16 protein-coding genes are annotated in these 17865 nt (G+C 37.9%); 15 read left to right on the forward strand and 1 reads right to left on the reverse strand.

The features are described from left to right. Positions 1 to 259: 259 nt before the first annotated feature. On the reverse strand, positions 260 to 1258 hold the full coding sequence (locus JOC59_RS06910) for a D-2-hydroxyacid dehydrogenase (protein ID WP_205144067.1): 999 nt from the start codon (positions 1256 to 1258) through the stop codon (positions 260 to 262). Between the two features lie 267 nt (positions 1259 to 1525). Between JOC59_RS06910 and JOC59_RS06915 the strand changes: the two genes are divergently transcribed. The 15 genes from JOC59_RS06915 (at position 1526) to cmk (ending at position 17851) form a co-directional block, all read left to right on the forward strand. Further along, the gene (locus JOC59_RS06915) at positions 1526 to 2719 is read left to right on the forward strand and encodes an SAM-dependent methyltransferase (protein ID WP_205144068.1); all 1194 of its coding nucleotides are present in this window, start codon (positions 1526 to 1528) and stop codon (positions 2717 to 2719) included. A gap of 23 nt (positions 2720 to 2742) precedes the next feature. After that, positions 2743 to 3927 (forward strand): iron-containing alcohol dehydrogenase, encoded by a 1185-nt coding sequence (locus JOC59_RS06920; RefSeq protein ID WP_205144069.1) that lies wholly within the window; start codon positions 2743 to 2745, stop codon positions 3925 to 3927. A 470-nt stretch (positions 3928 to 4397) separates the two neighbouring features. Beyond that, on the forward strand, positions 4398 to 5153 hold the full coding sequence (locus JOC59_RS06925) for a hypothetical protein (protein ID WP_205144070.1): 756 nt from the start codon (positions 4398 to 4400) through the stop codon (positions 5151 to 5153). Between the two features lie 227 nt (positions 5154 to 5380). Beyond that, positions 5381 to 6016, forward strand: coding sequence for a DUF1700 domain-containing protein (locus JOC59_RS06930; protein WP_205144071.1), 636 nt, complete (start codon positions 5381 to 5383; stop codon positions 6014 to 6016). After that, positions 6013 to 6840, forward strand: a complete 828-nt coding sequence (locus JOC59_RS06935; RefSeq protein WP_205144072.1) for a DUF4097 family beta strand repeat-containing protein — start codon at positions 6013 to 6015, stop codon at positions 6838 to 6840. Before JOC59_RS06930 ends, JOC59_RS06935 begins: the two co-directional genes overlap by 4 nt. A gap of 13 nt (positions 6841 to 6853) precedes the next feature. Next, positions 6854 to 7831, forward strand: a complete 978-nt coding sequence (gene prmA, locus JOC59_RS06940) for a 50S ribosomal protein L11 methyltransferase (RefSeq protein ID WP_205144073.1) — start codon at positions 6854 to 6856, stop codon at positions 7829 to 7831. A gap of 26 nt (positions 7832 to 7857) precedes the next feature. Further along, positions 7858 to 8595, forward strand: coding sequence for an RsmE family RNA methyltransferase (locus JOC59_RS06945; protein WP_205144074.1), 738 nt, complete (start codon positions 7858 to 7860; stop codon positions 8593 to 8595). 48 nt (positions 8596 to 8643) lie between these two features. Next, positions 8644 to 9039: a hypothetical protein gene (locus JOC59_RS06950; RefSeq protein ID WP_205144075.1), complete on the forward strand. Its 396-nt coding sequence runs from the start codon at positions 8644 to 8646 to the stop codon at positions 9037 to 9039. Between the two features lie 64 nt (positions 9040 to 9103). Further along, positions 9104 to 11515, forward strand: a complete 2412-nt coding sequence (priA, locus tag JOC59_RS06955; protein WP_205144076.1) for a primosomal protein N' — start codon at positions 9104 to 9106, stop codon at positions 11513 to 11515. A 23-nt stretch (positions 11516 to 11538) separates the two neighbouring features. Further along, on the forward strand, positions 11539 to 12498 hold the full coding sequence (gene fmt / locus JOC59_RS06960) for a methionyl-tRNA formyltransferase (RefSeq protein WP_205144077.1): 960 nt from the start codon (positions 11539 to 11541) through the stop codon (positions 12496 to 12498). Beyond that, complete coding sequence (gene rsmB / locus JOC59_RS06965) at positions 12485 to 13837, forward strand: 16S rRNA (cytosine(967)-C(5))-methyltransferase RsmB (RefSeq protein ID WP_205144078.1); 1353 nt, start codon at positions 12485 to 12487, stop codon at positions 13835 to 13837. The genes fmt and rsmB overlap by 14 nt, the downstream gene beginning before the upstream one ends. A gap of 27 nt (positions 13838 to 13864) precedes the next feature. Then, positions 13865 to 14908 (forward strand): helix-turn-helix domain-containing protein, encoded by a 1044-nt coding sequence (locus JOC59_RS06970; protein WP_205144079.1) that lies wholly within the window; start codon positions 13865 to 13867, stop codon positions 14906 to 14908. Further along, positions 14895 to 16379 carry a RecQ family ATP-dependent DNA helicase gene (locus JOC59_RS06975; RefSeq protein ID WP_205144080.1) on the forward strand — a complete coding sequence of 495 codons (1485 nt, stop codon included), beginning with the start codon at positions 14895 to 14897 and terminating at the stop codon, positions 16377 to 16379. The genes JOC59_RS06970 and JOC59_RS06975 overlap by 14 nt, the downstream gene beginning before the upstream one ends. 27 nt (positions 16380 to 16406) lie before the next feature. Then, positions 16407 to 17114 (forward strand): hypothetical protein, encoded by a 708-nt coding sequence (locus JOC59_RS06980; RefSeq protein ID WP_205144081.1) that lies wholly within the window; start codon positions 16407 to 16409, stop codon positions 17112 to 17114. A 35-nt stretch (positions 17115 to 17149) separates the two neighbouring features. Then, the gene (cmk, locus tag JOC59_RS06985) at positions 17150 to 17851 is read left to right on the forward strand and encodes a (d)CMP kinase (RefSeq protein ID WP_205144082.1); all 702 of its coding nucleotides are present in this window, start codon (positions 17150 to 17152) and stop codon (positions 17849 to 17851) included. The last annotated feature ends 14 nt before the right edge of the window (positions 17852 to 17865 follow it).

Consider the following 17865-nt stretch of genomic DNA (forward strand, 5'->3'; position numbering starts at 1 on the left):
GATACTCAAGAATTGCATTAAGTTTTGTTTGTTGAGAAAAATACATAAGAAAACCCCTCGATTGGATTTACTCCAATTCGAGGGGTTCAGTTCAACTGCTAGACACGACATAGTCATGCATATCAGTACCAAAAAATGGAGATGTTTTTTATTTAAGCGGTCATTATGTTACAACCCTTATTTTTACTAATACTTGTTAATAACAATGCCTTTTATTAATTTTTTTGTGTAGTGGCATCATTTAAATTAACAGTCAATTTTAGTATTCAACGGCAATGGCTGGCGTTTGACCAGTTGCAAACATTAAAGCTGCATCTAGTGATTGGGTAACCATTTCATAGACCGCTTTAGTCGTGTAAAAAGCAGTATGGGGTGTTACTAAGACATTTTCTTGCTTAATTAAGGCAGCAATTTTCGGATCGGGGAATGGTTTATCTGACCAATCTTCATTGAATAAGCCAACTTCATCTTCATAAACATCCATCGCAAAGTCACCAATTTGGCCACTATTTAAGCCGGCAATGATGGCATCTAAATCCATCAAATTTCCCCGGGAAACATTGACTAAAACAACGCCAGGTTTCATTTGGGCAATGGCGGCAGCATCAATTAAATGATAGTTAGCGGGAACCCCAGGAACATAGAGACTAATCACATCGGCCTGAGCATATAACTCTTCAAGTCGATCGACATAAATTCCTGATTGTGCTAATTCAGGATTAGGGTAGGGATCAAAGGCGATAACATTGGCTCCAAAGCCTTGCAAAATTTTAATGGCCACGCGGCCAATATGACCAGTTCCAATTACCCCGACTGTTTGCATGCGAACTTCCCGACCAATTGTGGGTGCCCAACGCAAATCATGTTTAGCCACTTTGGCATCCATGGCTTTAGTTTGGCGTAGTAAGCGACTCATTTGAATTATTGAATGCTCAGCAATTGCATTAGGTGAGTATACGGGGACGTTAGAAACTTGCAAACCAAATTCTCTGGCAGCATCAAAATCAATGTTGTCAGTACCAACGTTTCTTAATGAAATACTTTTGACCCCATTTTGGGCTAGCGCAGCTAATGTTTCGCGGGTATAAGGAAGCTGTTGATAGACAACGGCTGCACTTGCACCATTCGCTAAAGCAGCCGTTGATGGCATAACAAGTTCATCAGTATAGGCTAATTCAACTTCAGGATGTTGGTTGCGCCACGTTGTTAACGCATTTTTCTCATCATCACGAATGCCATAGGCAAATAATTTGACCATATTAAAACAAAAACCTCCGGTGTAATTATAATTATTTAATAACTAATGTTCTCTTGTTAATAATAATTATAGTTGATTTTTTAGATAAAAGCGAAAAATTATATAGACAAAAAGGAAGTAATTTAAAATTTTACTTTTATAATAATTTCAAATAGGAGTATTATGTAAAAGTAATCAATGGCTTTAAAATTACCATCCACTTGAATGGCAACCTTAAAGCCATTGAGCATAAGAAGATAACGGTAAAGAAGGAGTAGAATTGTAATCATGCTTGAAAAACAAGTTCTTAGCAAATTATTAGCCAACGCATTTGATATCCCCGTAATGGTGACATATTGGGATAATTCATCAACGGTATACGGTGATGGGTTACCACAAGTTAAAATTAAGTTTAATAAAAAACTCGACTTAAACGCGGTTCGCAAAATGCCAACTCTCGTGTTAGCCGAGGCTTATATGCATGAAGAAATTGAAATTGACGGGAGCATTCAAGCATTAATTACAGCTGCGTATCGACGAAAAGATAGTTTTTTGACTGATCAAAGTATCTTTACAAAAATGCTTGGTAAAATGGTCCATAGTCACAATGAGATAACCTCAAAAGCAGATATTCACCAACATTATGATATTGGGAATGATTTTTATAATAAATGGTTAGATGAAACAATGACATATTCAGCCGCTTATTGGCCTGATGAAAATATGACATTAAAAGCGGCCCAGATTGCCAAGGTTCATCATATTTTAGATAAATTACATAGTCAGCCAGGCCAAACACTATTGGATATTGGTTGTGGTTGGGGGACCTTAATTATTAAGGCAGCGCAAGAATATGGGTTGAATGCATTGGGTGTGACTTTGTCTGAGGAACAATATGCTTTCGCAACTAAGCGGATAGATGAATTGGGATTAAGCGATAAAGTCAAAGTAAAATTGATTGATTATCGCGAATTAACCGGGCAAACGTTTGATTATGTCACATCAATCGGGATGTTTGAACATGTTGGTAAGGAAAATTTGGGCTTATATTTTGAAAAAGTTGCTCAATATTTAAAACCTACTGGTCGAGCATTGATTCATGGTATTACTGGGCAACACGCTGGTGCTGGGGTTGATCCATTTATTCAAAAGTATATTTTTCCCGGAGGCTATATTCCCAATATTGCGGAAAATGTGCAACATATTATGGACGCCCATTTGCAACTTGATGATTTAGAACCATTGCGCCGGCATTATCAAAAAACACTAGAGCATTGGTCAGCAAACTATTTAAAAGTGTTTGCGGAAACAGAGCAAGAATATGGCCGTCCATTTGCGCGAGCATGGGATTTATATTTACAAGGGTGTGCAGCTTCTTTTGAAAGTGGTAATATTGATGTAATTCAATTTTTATTAACGAAGGGCGCATCTGGTACAGGGTTACCAATGAGTCGTGCTTATATGTATAAAAATACGCACTAAATAATGATTTTAAGGAGTAGCTAATGCGGAATTTTAATTTTAATAATTTCACAGATATTCGCTTTGGTACAGATCAAATCGAGGCCCATTTACATGATGTTTTAGCAAGCTATGGTCAGAATGTTTTATTAGTTTATGGTGGTGGTTCAATCAAAAAGAATGGTTTGTATGAACGTGTAATGCACCAATTACCTGATTTAAATGTTTTTGAATTAGGAGGGATTGCACCAAATCCAAAAGTGACTTCAATTGAAGCGGGCCAAAAAATGACTAAAGCCCATAATATCGATGTGATATTATCAATTGGTGGTGGCTCAGTAATTGATGCAAGTAAACTAATTGCTTCAGCTCACTATTATGACGGTAAACCATGGGATTTAGTCTTGAATACTAAAATACGCCAGACGCTTAAACAATTACCAGTTGTTGATATTTTAACCTTGGCAGCGACGGGTAGTGAAATGAATAAAAATTCAGTTATTTCTAATCCTGAAACACACCAAAAATTAGGAACTAGTGGTCCAAATTCACCAGTTGTTTCATTTTTAGATCCAACACTGACATATAGTGTTTCTAAGTGGCAAACTGCTGCCGGATCAATCGATATTTTAAGTCATTTAACGGAACAGTATTTTGATCAAGCAGAAAATACAGATGTCCAAGATGGTATGATGGAAGGCCTAATGCGCACGGTTATTAAGTGGGCCCCCGTTGCTTTGAATGAACCTGACAATTATGATGCTCGAGCTAATTTAATGTGGTCATCCACGATGGCTTTAAATGGCTTAGTTCGTACTGGAAAAGAAAATGGATGGACGGTTCATGGGATTGAACATGAGTTATCAGCTTATTATGATGTAACGCATGGAATGGGGCTAGGTGTTTTAACCCCACGGTGGATGCGATTTGCCCTTAATGCACAAACCGAAGCTAAATTTGCTCGGTATGGGCGCAATGTATGGCACCTAGTTGGGAGCGATGTTGCGGTAGCGCAAGCAGCGATTCAAGCAACGTATGATTGGATTAAGGCATTGCAAGCCCCAACAACGCTAACAGCGTTAGGAATTGAATCGAATGAAAACTTCGCTGTTATGGCTCAAAGTGCCGTAACATTAAAACATTTAGACAAAGTAGCTTATGTACCGATGACAAGTGATGATGTCGTGGCGTTATACCAAGCATCAATGACAACGGTGGGTTTTGAATAACAGGAACTAGGAGTAATACGTGTGTTTTTAAGTTTACTATTAACCTTTATTGGTGGAGCAGCTTGCGTAGGGATAATTATGTTAGTAATTGTCGGGGTGCAACATCATCGGCAAAAAAATAAAACAAAAGAAGATTGATAAAACCTATGTAGGTAGTAATTAGCTAGTTTAGTTGATCTTGCTTTGGCTGTCCTCCTTGCTAGCAAAATAGGAATCTAAAGATAATTACGAAGATAAAAATAGGAAAAGGGGCTAAATTGGTAAAGATTTGGTCCTTTTTGCTAATTATACATGTATTTTACGTTGGAATATGGCTACTTAATATAAGACGAAGCCATACATTTTAATTAAGTAATAAGTTTTTAATTAAAACTTAAGAAATAAATGGCTAAAAAGTATTGTCAGGATAAATGAAATGATGTAATACTTAGGTGTACACAATCTTAACGATATTATTTAGGAGTAAAAACATGCGTAATAAATTTTTCGCTTCAGCCCTTTTGGGTGCAGCCCTAGCAACAACAATTTTTGTCGGCGATCAACAAATTAATGCCGCAACAACAACTACCGTAAGAACAATCAATACTACCAAAAAGACAACTGTTAAAGCACCAAAGTTGGTAATTAACAAACAAATCAAAGGTTCATATACTTTGACGGGTAAGGTTACTAAAGGCGCTAATTTAAGATTTTACGTGGTAAATGATAATAGTAACAAAGTAACAAAATCAAATGCGACTTTGGTGGGGCGCATTTTAAACATTAAAACAAATAAATTTAGTCAAAAATTTTTCAGTCAAAATGCCGGTAAAACTATTTTAGTGAGTGCTGCCAAAAACGGTGTGCGGACCCGACAATTAGTTGTTTTAGCTGGCCCAGCTACGACTAAGAAAACAACCACTACGACGAGCACTAAACCATTGTTGAAGCTTAATACGATTAAAGCAGGTTCAACGACGATTACTGGAACAGCAACACCTAAAGCAACGGTTCGTTTTTATGCTGGTAAGGATTTAATAACTAAAAAAATAGCTAAGGCAGATGGTAGCTTTAGCGAAGAACTTTATTCATCAATGCTCGGTAAAAAGGTTACTATTAAAGTAACTTACAATAAAAAGCAAGTTACAAAAAGTATCACTTTGAAAAAAGCTAAAGCAACAAAGACAACAGAAACAACAACTAAAGCAACGACTAAAGCAACGACTAAAGCAACAAGTACTAACTAAAAAATTTGTTATTTAAAACTGGCTTATTTATTTTTTAGATAGAAATTTTATATCATCAAAACTAAGGAGCATATCCTAACCCAATTTGGTTTAGGATATGGCTTTTTTTGCTAAATGCTAATTAATTAGTTGCTTTTTATGAAACTGAACATAATATATGCTTTTTAAAAGCAGTCTGCCGTATAATTAAAATGATATAGCGTTTAAATTACATAGGGGGGGATAATGTGCAAGCTAAGACTGCTGACCATTATTTTACAGAATTACAACAATCTTTATTGTCATTAACGTCAGCTGAACAAGCAGATGTGTTGCAGTATTATTTACAATATGCTAAAAGTAATCAATTAATAACTTATGAGCAATTATGTCAGGAATTAGGCTATCCTAAACGCCTAGCGCGCCAAATTTTAGCAGATTACTCAATATGTTTGCTTGATAATAACCTCGATTTGGGAACTAACCAACAATCTAAGCATCCTTTACGATTGTTTTGGCTAATCGTGTTAGGGATTATTGCTTCACCAATTACTTTACCGGTTATTATCGTATTACTGGTACTTTTAACCTTAATAGTATTAGTTGTTTTAACGTTTGTTTTGGTGATTGCCATAGGACTAATCAGTGGTAGTGTGACAGTTATAATGGCCTTTGTTGGTGGAATTGAAGTATTTTCACAATCAATGTGGTCCGGTTTATATTTTATCTGTGTCAGTGCAGTTGGACTGGGATTACTACTTGTACTTCTACCAAGCTGTTGGTGGTTAGTCATTAATTTAGTGCATTTAGGATTAAAAACTAGTAAATATTTAGGCCGGAAAGTCATTATTAAACGACACAAACGCAAGGAGGCACGGCTGTGAAAATCAGCAAACTTTTTTTGAGTGGAAGTGGGCTAATTATTTTAGGAGGGATAGGGTTAGTTTTAATTAAGCAATTTCAGCCAGCAACTGATACTGGCGTGTATTGGCAACGTGGTTTTAAAATTAATCGATTGCAAACTAAACAACAAGAGATACCAACTAATTTAAAGCAAATTATCGTGGACGTTAAAGGGTATGATCTTACGATTATCCCTACCAATGCTAAAACAGGCCATATTAAAAGAACTGCCCAAACTCGTAATTATCCGAAAATAAGGCTTAGTAAAGGTGTGTTAAAAATCAGTAATGCTGCTAAACTAACAGGATATCAGCTACAATTTGGTCGACAGCAAGTCTCTAAAATAACGTTAAAAATCCCCAAAAATAAGCAGTTACAGCAACTAGTCTTAAAAAACAAGACTAGTAATACTAACATTAAGCAAGTTAATGTAAAAAAAGTTACTTTACAAATTAACAAGGGGCACCTAGTGATTAAAAATAGTAGTATTAAGCAATTAGCTGGCCAAACGGTTAAAACGCACTTAAAAATAAGTAAATCATCAGTTGCACAAATGACTTTAGCAAGCAATAATAGTAATGTAGCTTTAGACACAATCATTTGGCATAATAATAGCCAAGTAATTAGTCAAGCCAGTAATATTAGCTTAAATAATAATCGTGTGGGTGGATATAGCATTAATAATGATAATGGCATTATTAATGTTAATCAGAAAATTTACTATAATCTATATCATTCGATTGAAAGCGGCCAACCCATACTGAAAATTGATAATAATCAAGGGAAAATTAAGCTAAAGACTTAGGAGAAATACGATTATGGAATGGACACAAGTCGATGTGTTAACGACAAGTGAAGCGGTGGAAGCAATCGCTAATATTTTAACGGAACAAGGTGCCAGTGGCATTCAAATCGATGATTCACAAGATATCCAAAATTATCAAAAAGCAGATGAAACTGTTGTGATTGACTGGGATGAGATAAAATACCAACAAACTGGTGCAAAAGTAATCGGCTATTTTCCACAAGATGTTTTTGTGACTGAAGCCTTACCTGTTATTGAAAATAAAATCAAGCAATTAGCTGAATTTGGTTTAGCATATGCCCCCGGTACGGTTAAGGTTAAAGCTCTTGCCGATGATCATTGGGCCACAGCATGGAAAAAGTACTATCGGCCAGTGCGTTTAACGCGGCATTTAACGATTGTCCCGGCTTGGGATGACTATCAAAAAGTTCAAACACAAGAACAATTGATTGTGCTTGATCCGGGGATGGCTTTTGGAACGGGGACTCATCCGACAACCCGCCTAATGATTGAAGCTTTAACCATCATCGTTAGAGGATCTGAAACGATGCTTGATGTGGGAACTGGTTCTGGTGTTTTAAGCATCGCTGCTAAACACCTTGGTGTTAAACAGATTACGGCAACAGATATTGATCAAGTTGCCGTCGATAAAGCCAAAGAAAATTTAGCCTTAAATCCAATTGCCCAAGATGTTACGGTGAAAGTCTCTGATTTATTAGCCGATGTTGAACAGACCAATGTTGATTTGATTGTAGCTAATATTTTGGCCGAAGTGATTGTACCGCTTATTCCCCAAGCATGGGCTAAGTTAAGACCTGGTGGCCACTTTTTAACTAGTGGTATTATTGCTGATAAGTTGGATTTGATTATTGAACAACAAACAAAGCAAGGCTTCATTGTAGATCAACAATTAAAAATTGGTGACTGGTGTGGCCTAATTGCCCATAAACCAGCTGTCAATGAAAGCAATCAATTTACGGCCCAGGGCTAGTGATTAAAGTTAGAGGATAGGCAAATATGCAACGTTATTTTTTACCGACAGTCGTCGAAAACCAGTTTACATTACCAGCGGATATTAACCATCATTTGGCAACTGTGCTACGGGCAGTAATTGGTACGAAAGCTGAATTTGTATTACCTGATCAAACAGTTTTTATTGGGCAAGTAATTGCTAAGGAAAGTGGTGCATTAGTGCTTGAAAAATTAGCAAATATTGATAGTCACGTCGAACTTCCTGTTGCGGCCACTATTATCGCTGGTGTTCCAAAAGGGGACAAAAAAGCAGAATTAGTTGTGCAAAAAGCAACAGAGTTAGGGGTAACGGAAATTATTTTTGTGGCTACCGACTGGAGTGTTGCCAAATGGGATGGTAAAGCAGCCAAAAAAATCGAACGCTTACAAAAAATTGCTAATGGCGCCGCGGAACAAGCTCATCGGACCATTATCCCCACGATTAAGTATGCGCCTAGTTTAACCACGATTTTAGCCTTAACTTTTGATCATAAATTAATTGCTTGGGAAGAGGCCGCTAAAGATGGTGAAAAAGCGACTCTCGCTCAAGTATTAGCAGATACCCAATATGGTGAAACAATCGCGTGTGTCTTTGGTCCCGAAGGTGGGCTTAGTCCTAAGGAAGTAGCACAATTAACAACGATTGGTTATCAAGTTGCGGGCTTGGGGCCACGCATTTTACGTACGGAAACTGCACCGCTTTATTGGTTAAGTGCAATAAGTTTTGCTATGGAACTTGCTTAAAATTTGCTATAATCAATAGTTAGGTGATTTATGAAAGTGAGAAAAAAGATGCCAAAATTATTTAAGCGCTATAATATAAAATTCTTAGCAATTACTTTTTTATTTGCGATAGTATTACCAAATTTGGCAAATGGTTTGAATATCGCAACAGCGCAAAAAGAAATATGGTTATTAACTGTGATTAATTTTATTTTTGCATTTCTAAGTGGTCGTTATTTAAAACGTAATTATTTATCATGGTGGTTAGTATGGGTTTTTCCAGTCTTTTTTACACTTGGTAACTTAATTTGGCAGACAAATAATCATCAGTATGCTTACTATTTTGCACTATGTTATTTAATTTTAACAATTTTAGGGCGCTTTAGTGGTTTAGCAAACGATGATGATTCAGGTGATACTATCCCTGAATTAGTTGACGGTGGCTTTCGCACAAATAATGAGTAAAACATGTTAAACTAAGCTCTCGCTATGTCGGGAGTTTTTATTTTTTAACAAAGGGGGTGGAGGAATGTTAGCGCAAGTAGTGGTCGATGTCCCAACGAGGCAAACCAATCAGCCATACACCTATGCTATTCCGGAAGAATTACGTCAGTATGTTGTGGTGGGAATGCGTGTGGTTGTGCCATTTGGACAAGGTGCGCGAAAGGTCCAAGGGTTTGTTGTTGGCCTTTTGACAACTGATTTAAATGGGTTTGATGGTGAGTTGAAAGCAATTAGTCAAATTTTAGATTTGTATCCAATTGTTAATGCAGAATTATTAAAACTCTCCGATTGGTTAGCAAATTGGACGTTTAGCTTTCGAATTAGTATTTTACAAGCAATGTTGCCGAATGTGATGCGCGCTAAATACACACGATATCTTCAATTAGTTGATGAAGTTGATGATGAAATTTTATACGGTATTTTTCACGGACAAGAGCGAATTATCTTTGATGAAAATACTCTTACAGCCACGAGCCTAGCTCAATTAGCTAAATTAAGACGCAACAAACAAGTGGTAGTTACATATGAAGTTACTAGTAAAGCAAAAGTTAAAACAGAAAGTGGTATCCAAACCTCACTTAGTTTTGAACAATTAGAAGATATTAAATTGGGCCTACGAGCAAATGCTAAGCAACAAAATAAGTTACTAAGCTATTTACAAACACTCGAACCAGGTGAAGTGGTCAGCCAACACCAATTAAGAGACCGGTTAGCACTTAGTAATGCCGTGATTAATACAGCCGTTAGACAAGGGTGGGCTAGCAAACAACCCATTGAAATTTATCGCCAACCATCAAAAACCATAGTGCAGCCTGATCAACCTAAAGTATTACATTCTCAACAAGCAAAGGCTTTGCAAAAAATTAAAGCCGCTAGTGGAACACCCACAACTTTTTTGCTAGAAGGGGTGACTGGTTCTGGAAAAACCGAAGTCTATTTGCAAGCGATTGATTATGAATTGCAACATGGCAAAACAGCATTAATGTTAGTACCAGAAATTTCATTAACCCCACAGATGATGCACCGGGTTAAGAAGCGTTTTGGGACAAAGGTAGCTGTTTTACACTCAGGTTTATCAGCAGGCGAACGGTTTGATGAATGGCGGCGCATTGAAAGACGGGAAGCAACGGTTGTCATTGGTGCGCGTTCAGCTATTTTTGCCCCATTAGAAAATATTGGTATTATCATTATGGATGAGGAGCATGAAGCCAGTTATAAGCAAGATGAGAATCCACGCTACCATGCACGCGATGTTGCCAAGTGGCGGAGTGCTTATTATAATGCACCATTAATTTTAGGATCGGCGACGCCCTCACTTGAAAGTCGTGCACGGGCACAAAAGGGCGTCTATCAATTATTAATGTTAACAGAACGCATTAATCAACAAGCCTTGCCTGAAGTTAAATTAATCGATCTACGGCAAAAAATTATGCATGCCAAAGAACAAAGCGTGGCTGATGAATTATTGGTAGCAATTAAGGAACGAATGGCCCAACATGAGCAAAGTGTATTGTTATTAAATCGGCGGGGTTTTTCTAGTTTCGTGATGTGTCGTGACTGTGGTTTGGTTGTTCAGTGTCCAAACTGTGATATTGGGCTAACCTTGCATATGGATACTAAGACGTTAAAATGTCATTATTGTGGGCATGAAGAAGCAATTCCCACGCAATGTCCTAATTGTCGGAGTAAAGCGATTAAATACTATGGAACAGGGACACAAAAAGTGGAAATTGAGTTACAAAAATTACTACCAACGGCGCGCGTAATTCGTATGGATTTAGACACAACTAGTAAAAAGGGGGCCCATGAAAAGTTACTAAAGGCTTTTGGTAACCATGAAGCCGATATTCTGTTAGGGACGCAAATGATTGCTAAAGGACTAGACTTTCCAGATGTAACGTTAGTTGGGGTTTTGAATGCTGATACTGGATTAGGTATTCCCGATTTTCGCGCGTCTGAGCGGACATTTCAACTTTTAACGCAAGTTGCTGGGCGAGCGGGGCGAGCTGATAAACCAGGGACAGTTTTTATCCAAACATATAACCCAACGCACTATGCAATTAAAATGGCGCAAGCACATGATTATGAAAAATTCTATCGTTATGAAATGCAAATCAGACACCTTGCTAAATATGCACCGTATTATTTTACAATAAAAATTCAAGCTAGCCATGCTGATGAACGAACGGCGGCATTAATGATGACCAAAATTGGCCAGTGGTTACGGCAACGACTTACTGCCGAAGTGACCATCTTAGGACCAACGCCACGTTCAATTGCGCGCATTAAGAATCGTTTTTATTACCAAATAATCTTGAAGTATCAAAATGTACCAATAGTTGAGCAAGTAATGCAAGAGTTACAATTAATTGCTCAGGCTAATAGTCGCAATGGTATGCAATTAATTATTGATCGCGAACCACTGAACTTTATGTAAACAGAAAAATTGAGGAATAACTAATGACCAAAATTGTTTTTATGGGAACACCAACATTTTCCGCACCAATTCTAGAAGCTTTACTGGCTGATGAACAGTATGAAGTCATCGCCGTTGTGACCCAACCAGACCGCAAGGTTGGACGCAAGCACATTTTAACGCCATCACCAGTTAAAGAAGTGGCGTTAGCGCATGATTTGTTAATCTTACAACCGGAAAAAATTAGTGGGTCACCTGAAATGGGACAACTTATTGACTTAGCCCCTGATTTAATTATTACAGCTGCCTATGGCCAATTTTTACCCACTAAATTACTGGCAGCAGCAAAAATGGCAGCAATTAATGTACACGCTTCATTATTGCCAAAATATCGAGGTGGTGCACCAGTGCATTATGCTATTATGAATGGTGATCAAGAGACTGGGGTCTCAATTATGTACATGGTAAAACAAATGGACGCTGGTGATGTACTTGCAGTTGCTAAAACACCAATCTTACCAACAGATAATGTGGGCACAATGTTTGATAAATTAAGCCATTTGGGGCGCGATCTCTTAATGGCGACGTTACCAGCATTAATTAATGGGACAGTGACACCAGTCCCACAAGTTGAAAGTGCCGCTACATTTTCACCAAATATTCAACCGGCGCAAGAAGCGTTAGATTTTACACAACCCGCCCATAAAATTGATTGGCACGTACGGGGGCTATATCCATTTCCTACGGCCCATACATTTATTGCTGGCGTGCGAACTAAAATCCAAGCCATTGAAGTAGTTACAGCCACAACAGCGTTGGCACCAGGAATGGTGGTTAAGAAAAGTAAGCATGAATTGTGGCTTGCTGCTGGTGCAGGTTCAATTATTAGTGTCAAAACATTACAACCCGCGGGTAAACCTAAAATGGATATTACGGCCTATTTAAATGGTAATCATGCTAATTTTGAAGAAGGAGATCAAGTGATTTTTAATGCCAAAAACTAAACGCCAATCAGCACGCTATTTAGCGATGACGACGCTTGAAAATATTAAAAACGGAGCTTATTCAAACCTCCAATTAAATGCTGTTATTAAGAAAAATGACCTTAATCAAACAGATGTGAAATTATTTACAACTCTCGTTTATGGGGTAATTCAACATCGACTAACGCTAGAATATTGGCTACAGCCATTTGTTAAACAACCCCAAAAAATGCAACCATGGATCAGAGAATTGCTCTATACCGCATTATTCCAAATGAAATTTTTGGATAAAGTGCCGATACATGCCATTTTTGATGAAACAATTGAAGTCGCTAAATTACGTGGCCATGAAGGTCAACGGCGGTTTGTGACGGGGGTATTACACCAAATTAAGCGCCAAGGTGTCCCAGCAACCAGTGCGATTACCAATGATTTAGACCGTTTAGCGATTGAAGCTAGTTTACCAAAGTGGTTAGTTGATGAATTAGTAGCGCAGATTGGGTTGGAAAAAACTCAAAAAATCGCGGCAACCATTAATCAAGCTCCTAGTCAATCGGTGCGAGTTAATCCTGTTTTAGCTGATAAAACAACGATTACGACTGAACTAGAAAGTGCCGGTTTTGAGGTAGCACCATCCCCAATTGCTAAGGACGGTTTATTGGTGAAAGGTGGTTTTGTAGCCGGAACTTTAGCTTTTCAAAGGGGTGCAATTACACTTCAAGATGAATCGGCAATGTTAGTAGCCGAAGCAATGCATATAGATCAACCCAGTTATCAAGTGTTAGATACCTGTGCTGCACCGGGTGGTAAAACAACTCAAATTGCGAGTTATTTGACACCACAAGCTGGTGGTAAAGTTTTTGCATATGACATTCATGCGCATAAAGTTAATTTAGTCGCACAAAATGCAGCACGGTTGGGTGTGGCGGAGTGTGTTGATGCATTAGTAGGGGATGCCCGGCAATTAACAACTACGTATGCACCACAGACTTTTGATCGGGTGTTAGTAGATGCACCATGTTCTGGTTTTGGCCTTTTACGTCGTAAACCAGAAATTCGGTATGAAAAACAAATGTGTGATAGTTTGAATTTACAAAAAATTCAATTAGCAATTCTAGAAGAAATTGCTGATTTAGTTAAGATTGGCGGCTTATTAACCTATTCAACTTGTACGATTTTAAAAACCGAAAACGATGATGTTATTGCTGAATTTTTAGCAAAGCATCCTGATTATCAATTGGTTCCAACCAAAACAGATTATGATGTGATAACTAACCAAACAGCCAAGGCTTTAACCATTTATCCAGATGATTTTAATTCAGATGGTTTCTTTATCGCTAGTTTAAAACGCTTGGCTTAAAAATTAATTGCTGGTGAGGTATTAGGAATGGATGCAGAATATTTGTTAACAAAATTTGATAATGAGCTGCGTTTAAAGGTGCTTACTAATATATGGCATGGGAAGTCATTAACTGTTTCAACAACTTTTTGGGGATTAATGGTAAATATTTTGCCAGAGTATGGTTTATATCCGCAGGTTAATTTAGCCCAAATACAGCAAACATTAAAACGGCGTAATTTAATTACAGAGCAACAGCCTGGTTTGTTGGTATTAACAAAAGCAGGCCAAATAAGCAAAGCAAATTACGCAAGCCAGCATTACTTACCGCCAAACCAATCAATTAATTTAAAATATGATTTATTGGCATTTAAAAATATATTTTTATTAGCTAATCAAGCAATTTCAGAATTGGCATATCATAATCGGCACTTTTATCCATATCAAATTGAAGCTAAGCAGCAGTGGCAAATAAAGCAGTGGCTAAAACGCTATCCACGCGAACGCTTAATTAAGCAATGGCAAGAAGCGCTGCATTTGTGGCTCGCCACGTTACCAGTTAAGGATGCAGATGATTTTGTAGCCACACTATTTGGACATCAAATTCCTGGTAAGTTATTAACTGATTTAAAGCAAAAACCAACATGGACATTATTTGATAAACAACAATGGCAGCTAGCAATGTTCGCTGATTTATTAGTTTATAGTGTCAACGAACAAACTATTATTGGCCAATTAGCACAGCTAGCAAAGCGCTCATTGTTAGCACAAAGTGCAGCGAAAACGCTCGAATTATGGCAAGCGGGGGTTTCGATTGAAGCAATTAGTCGGGCACGACGTCTCAAAATAACAACAATTCGCGAACATTTGTTACAGGGCGTTATGCTTGAAAATTGGGCACCACCAGCCATTAAAAAATTAATCCCACCACTTGAACAAGTTAAGTTAGCAGCTTGTTTTAATAAGCAATCTGATTTTAAGCATTGGTCGTTTGAAGCATATGGTAGTGCTAACCAACCAGCTTTATTCACTTATTTTAGATTATGGCAATTATGCGCATTTTATGAGGAGCGTGCCGATGACAGACAATGATTTAGAGCAAACTTTAATACATCTACTGCAAACTAACTATGGGTATGCGACTTTTCGTAAGGGTCAGTTAGCGGTATTAAAGACATTATTGGCTACTAATGGGCAAAATGTCTTAGCAATTTTGCCAACCGGGACAGGTAAAAGCTTACTATATGAGATAGCGGGGCGCTATTTAAATGGTACGACCGTAATTGTTTCGCCATTATTATCATTAATGCAAGATCAAGTTGCACGGTTGAATTATCATGGTCTTAAGCAAGCGGTGGCCATTAATTCAATGATGACACCCGAAAGTCGGCAATGGGTATTACAAAATTTAAGGCAATACCAGTATATTTTTATCGCGCCGGAGTCCTTAAACCAACCATATATTTTGGAAGCTATTAGGCAACAATGCCAAGTTAAACTATTAGTAATTGATGAAGCGCATAGTATCGTGCAATGGGGGCCTGATTTTCGCCCAAGTTATTTGCTACTTGGGACCGTGTTTGAAAAATTAAACCAGCCACGACTCTTAGCGCTCACAGCTACAGCTAGTCAGCAGATGCAACCCCAAATTATGGCCCAGTTTAAGCAACCATTCGCCCGAATTCAAGCTTCAGTTAACCGGCCCAAAATTCATTTGCGAACTGAACGGCTAATTAATGAAGAGGCAAAACAAAACCGGTTATTAACGCTGATTAAAACTTTACCTGGGGCCGGGATTGTTTATTTGTCAAGTAAACGACAAGCAAATGAGTTAGTTGCATTTTTGCAAAAGCAAACTGATAAAAAAGTAGCTGTCTACCATGGTGATTTAGCAAATGATCAACGATATGCGATTCAGCAACAATTTATGCGGAATCAAATTGATATAATTATAGCGACTTCAGCTTTTGGGATGGGAATTGATAAAAGTGATATTCGCTGGATTATTCATTATCATTTACCCAGTGATTTAGCAAGTTATTTACAAGAAATTGGGCGGGCCGGCCGTGATCAACAAGCGGCTATTGCAATTTTATTGTATCAACCACATGATGAAGTTTTAGTCCAAAGCCTAATTAATAATACAATTCCGACAGAAGCAGTGATAACACAATATTATCAAGGCAATGCGGCTGAAATTGATCACCAAACACAAAAAGTTCTTAGCTATTATCAAAGGACAGGGCAACAAGCACCTGAAGTCATTGACTTTTTAGCACAACGGTTAAAACAACGCTTAAAGGCTTTAAAGACGATGTTAACGTATATTGATTTACAGGTGGATAAGCGTAATTTTATTTTAACGGCATTTGGTGAAGCGAGATTAAGTGGCGCTGCTAGTGAAAACTGGTCAACAGAAGCTACGACATTAGATGTGAGTGCCTTACTTAAGGTTAAAGGTACGCCGGTTACAAAAAGAGCAACACCACAAAAATGGTCGCAAGTTCTTAAGACAATGTTTAATAGTACGTCCGCTAATTCTAATCAAGATATGGTACAATAATTATTGAAAATTTTTAGGAGGAGCATTATGAGTCAGAATAACGACGACCAAAAAAAACAACCATGGGATTCTTCATTTAACACTGAGGAAACTAGTGAACCAACATATTCACGAATGGCGACAAGAAAGCGCAGTAAACGCACAATGTTAATTCTGAGTCTCTTGATTTTGGCAGTGGTTTTTCTTTCAATGGTGCCATTGTACCGGTTTGTTAAGGCGATCAATTCACAAAATGAACCCACGCAACAGGCAACTCAGACAACCACGGTTTCATCATCAAAACCAACGACTAGCATTACGACTGATAAATCAAGTAGTAAAGCGGCTGCTAGTCGTGCGGCACGCGCTTCCGTTAAAAAGGCAGCTGCAAAAGCAAGTAGTCGTAAAGCGGCTAGTCTAGCGGCTGCTAGTAGCAACAGTGCCAGTAGTAGTGTAGCGGCCAGTTTGGCAACTGCCAGCAGTAAAGCAAGTGCTATTAGTAGTAGTATTGCAGCTAAGGCTAGCAGTAAGGCTGCCGCTAGTGCCAGCAGTAAAGCTGCAAAAGCAAGTAGCAAGGCTGCTAGTAAATCGTCAGCTAGTACTAGTTCAAAATCAGGTAAAACTTATGCTAAAGTTACCATCAATGCCTATCGGCTCGCTTTAGCACATAATTTGTCATTATCTGAATTACAAACCCTTAATCCAGGGGTTGATTTGAATAGTGTTGGCGTTGGAGAATCTTTAAGAGTTAAATAAAATTAATAAATAAATGTGAAAGTATGGATTATAGAATGAAAACAAATATTCAAGTAGCAATTGATGGCCCTGCGTCAGCCGGTAAATCAACAATTGCTAAAATAATCGCTAAAAATTTAAGTTATATATATGTTGATACTGGGGCAATGTATCGGACAATTACTTTAGCGGCAATTAACGCTGGCCTAATTAATCTTGATGGCGATGCTTCAGAAATTAGTGATGTCGCTATTCAGCAACTTTTACAAGCTACACAAATTACGTTTAAGCCAAGTGATGATGGTCAATTAGTTTTTTTAAATGAACAGGATGTTAGTGAAGAAATTCGTCAATCACATGTTAATAATCTAGTTTCGTTAATTGCAGCGATACCAACTGTTCGGCGTGACTTAGTTGAACGCCAACGCATCATTGCTAATGAAAACAACGTGATTATGGATGGCCGAGATATTGGGACAACGGTTTTACCGCATGCAGCGGTTAAAATTTTTCTTGTTGCTAGTGTGGCTGAGCGGGCCCAACGACGCTATCGTGAGAACCAACTAAAGGGAATTGATACCAAAATAACGTTGGCAGAAATTGAAGCGTCGATTGAACGTCGCGATTACCTTGACTCACATCGTGAAGTATCACCGCTAACACAGGCAAGTGATGCCATTTTGGTAGATACAACTGGTGTGACAATCAATGATGTTGTTAACGAAATTACAACCATCATTAATAATAAAATAAAATAATTAACATAAAATGA

The sequence above is a fragment of the Periweissella beninensis genome, assembly GCF_016908275.1.
Classification (GTDB): Bacteria; Bacillota; Bacilli; order Lactobacillales; family Lactobacillaceae; genus Periweissella; species Periweissella beninensis.

Coding starts and splice junctions, on each gene's coding strand:
- fmt (WP_205144077.1), top strand. CDS start 11,539: ATGACCAAAATTGTTTTTATGGGAACACCAACATTTTCCGCACCAATT.
- cmk (WP_205144082.1), top strand. CDS start 17,150: ATGAAAACAAATATTCAAGTAGCAATTGATGGCCCTGCGTCAGCCGGT.
- JOC59_RS06975 (WP_205144080.1), top strand. CDS start 14,895: ATGACAGACAATGATTTAGAGCAAACTTTAATACATCTACTGCAAACT.
- prmA (WP_205144073.1), top strand. CDS start 6,854: ATGGAATGGACACAAGTCGATGTGTTAACGACAAGTGAAGCGGTGGAA.
- JOC59_RS06915 (WP_205144068.1), top strand. CDS start 1,526: ATGCTTGAAAAACAAGTTCTTAGCAAATTATTAGCCAACGCATTTGAT.
- priA (WP_205144076.1), top strand. CDS start 9,104: ATGTTAGCGCAAGTAGTGGTCGATGTCCCAACGAGGCAAACCAATCAG.
- JOC59_RS06910 (WP_205144067.1), bottom strand. CDS start 1,258: ATGGTCAAATTATTTGCCTATGGCATTCGTGATGATGAGAAAAATGCG.
- rsmB (WP_205144078.1), top strand. CDS start 12,485: ATGCCAAAAACTAAACGCCAATCAGCACGCTATTTAGCGATGACGACG.
- JOC59_RS06970 (WP_205144079.1), top strand. CDS start 13,865: ATGGATGCAGAATATTTGTTAACAAAATTTGATAATGAGCTGCGTTTA.
- JOC59_RS06925 (WP_205144070.1), top strand. CDS start 4,398: ATGCGTAATAAATTTTTCGCTTCAGCCCTTTTGGGTGCAGCCCTAGCA.
- JOC59_RS06950 (WP_205144075.1), top strand. CDS start 8,644: ATGCCAAAATTATTTAAGCGCTATAATATAAAATTCTTAGCAATTACT.
- JOC59_RS06920 (WP_205144069.1), top strand. CDS start 2,743: ATGCGGAATTTTAATTTTAATAATTTCACAGATATTCGCTTTGGTACA.
- JOC59_RS06980 (WP_205144081.1), top strand. CDS start 16,407: ATGAGTCAGAATAACGACGACCAAAAAAAACAACCATGGGATTCTTCA.
- JOC59_RS06945 (WP_205144074.1), top strand. CDS start 7,858: ATGCAACGTTATTTTTTACCGACAGTCGTCGAAAACCAGTTTACATTA.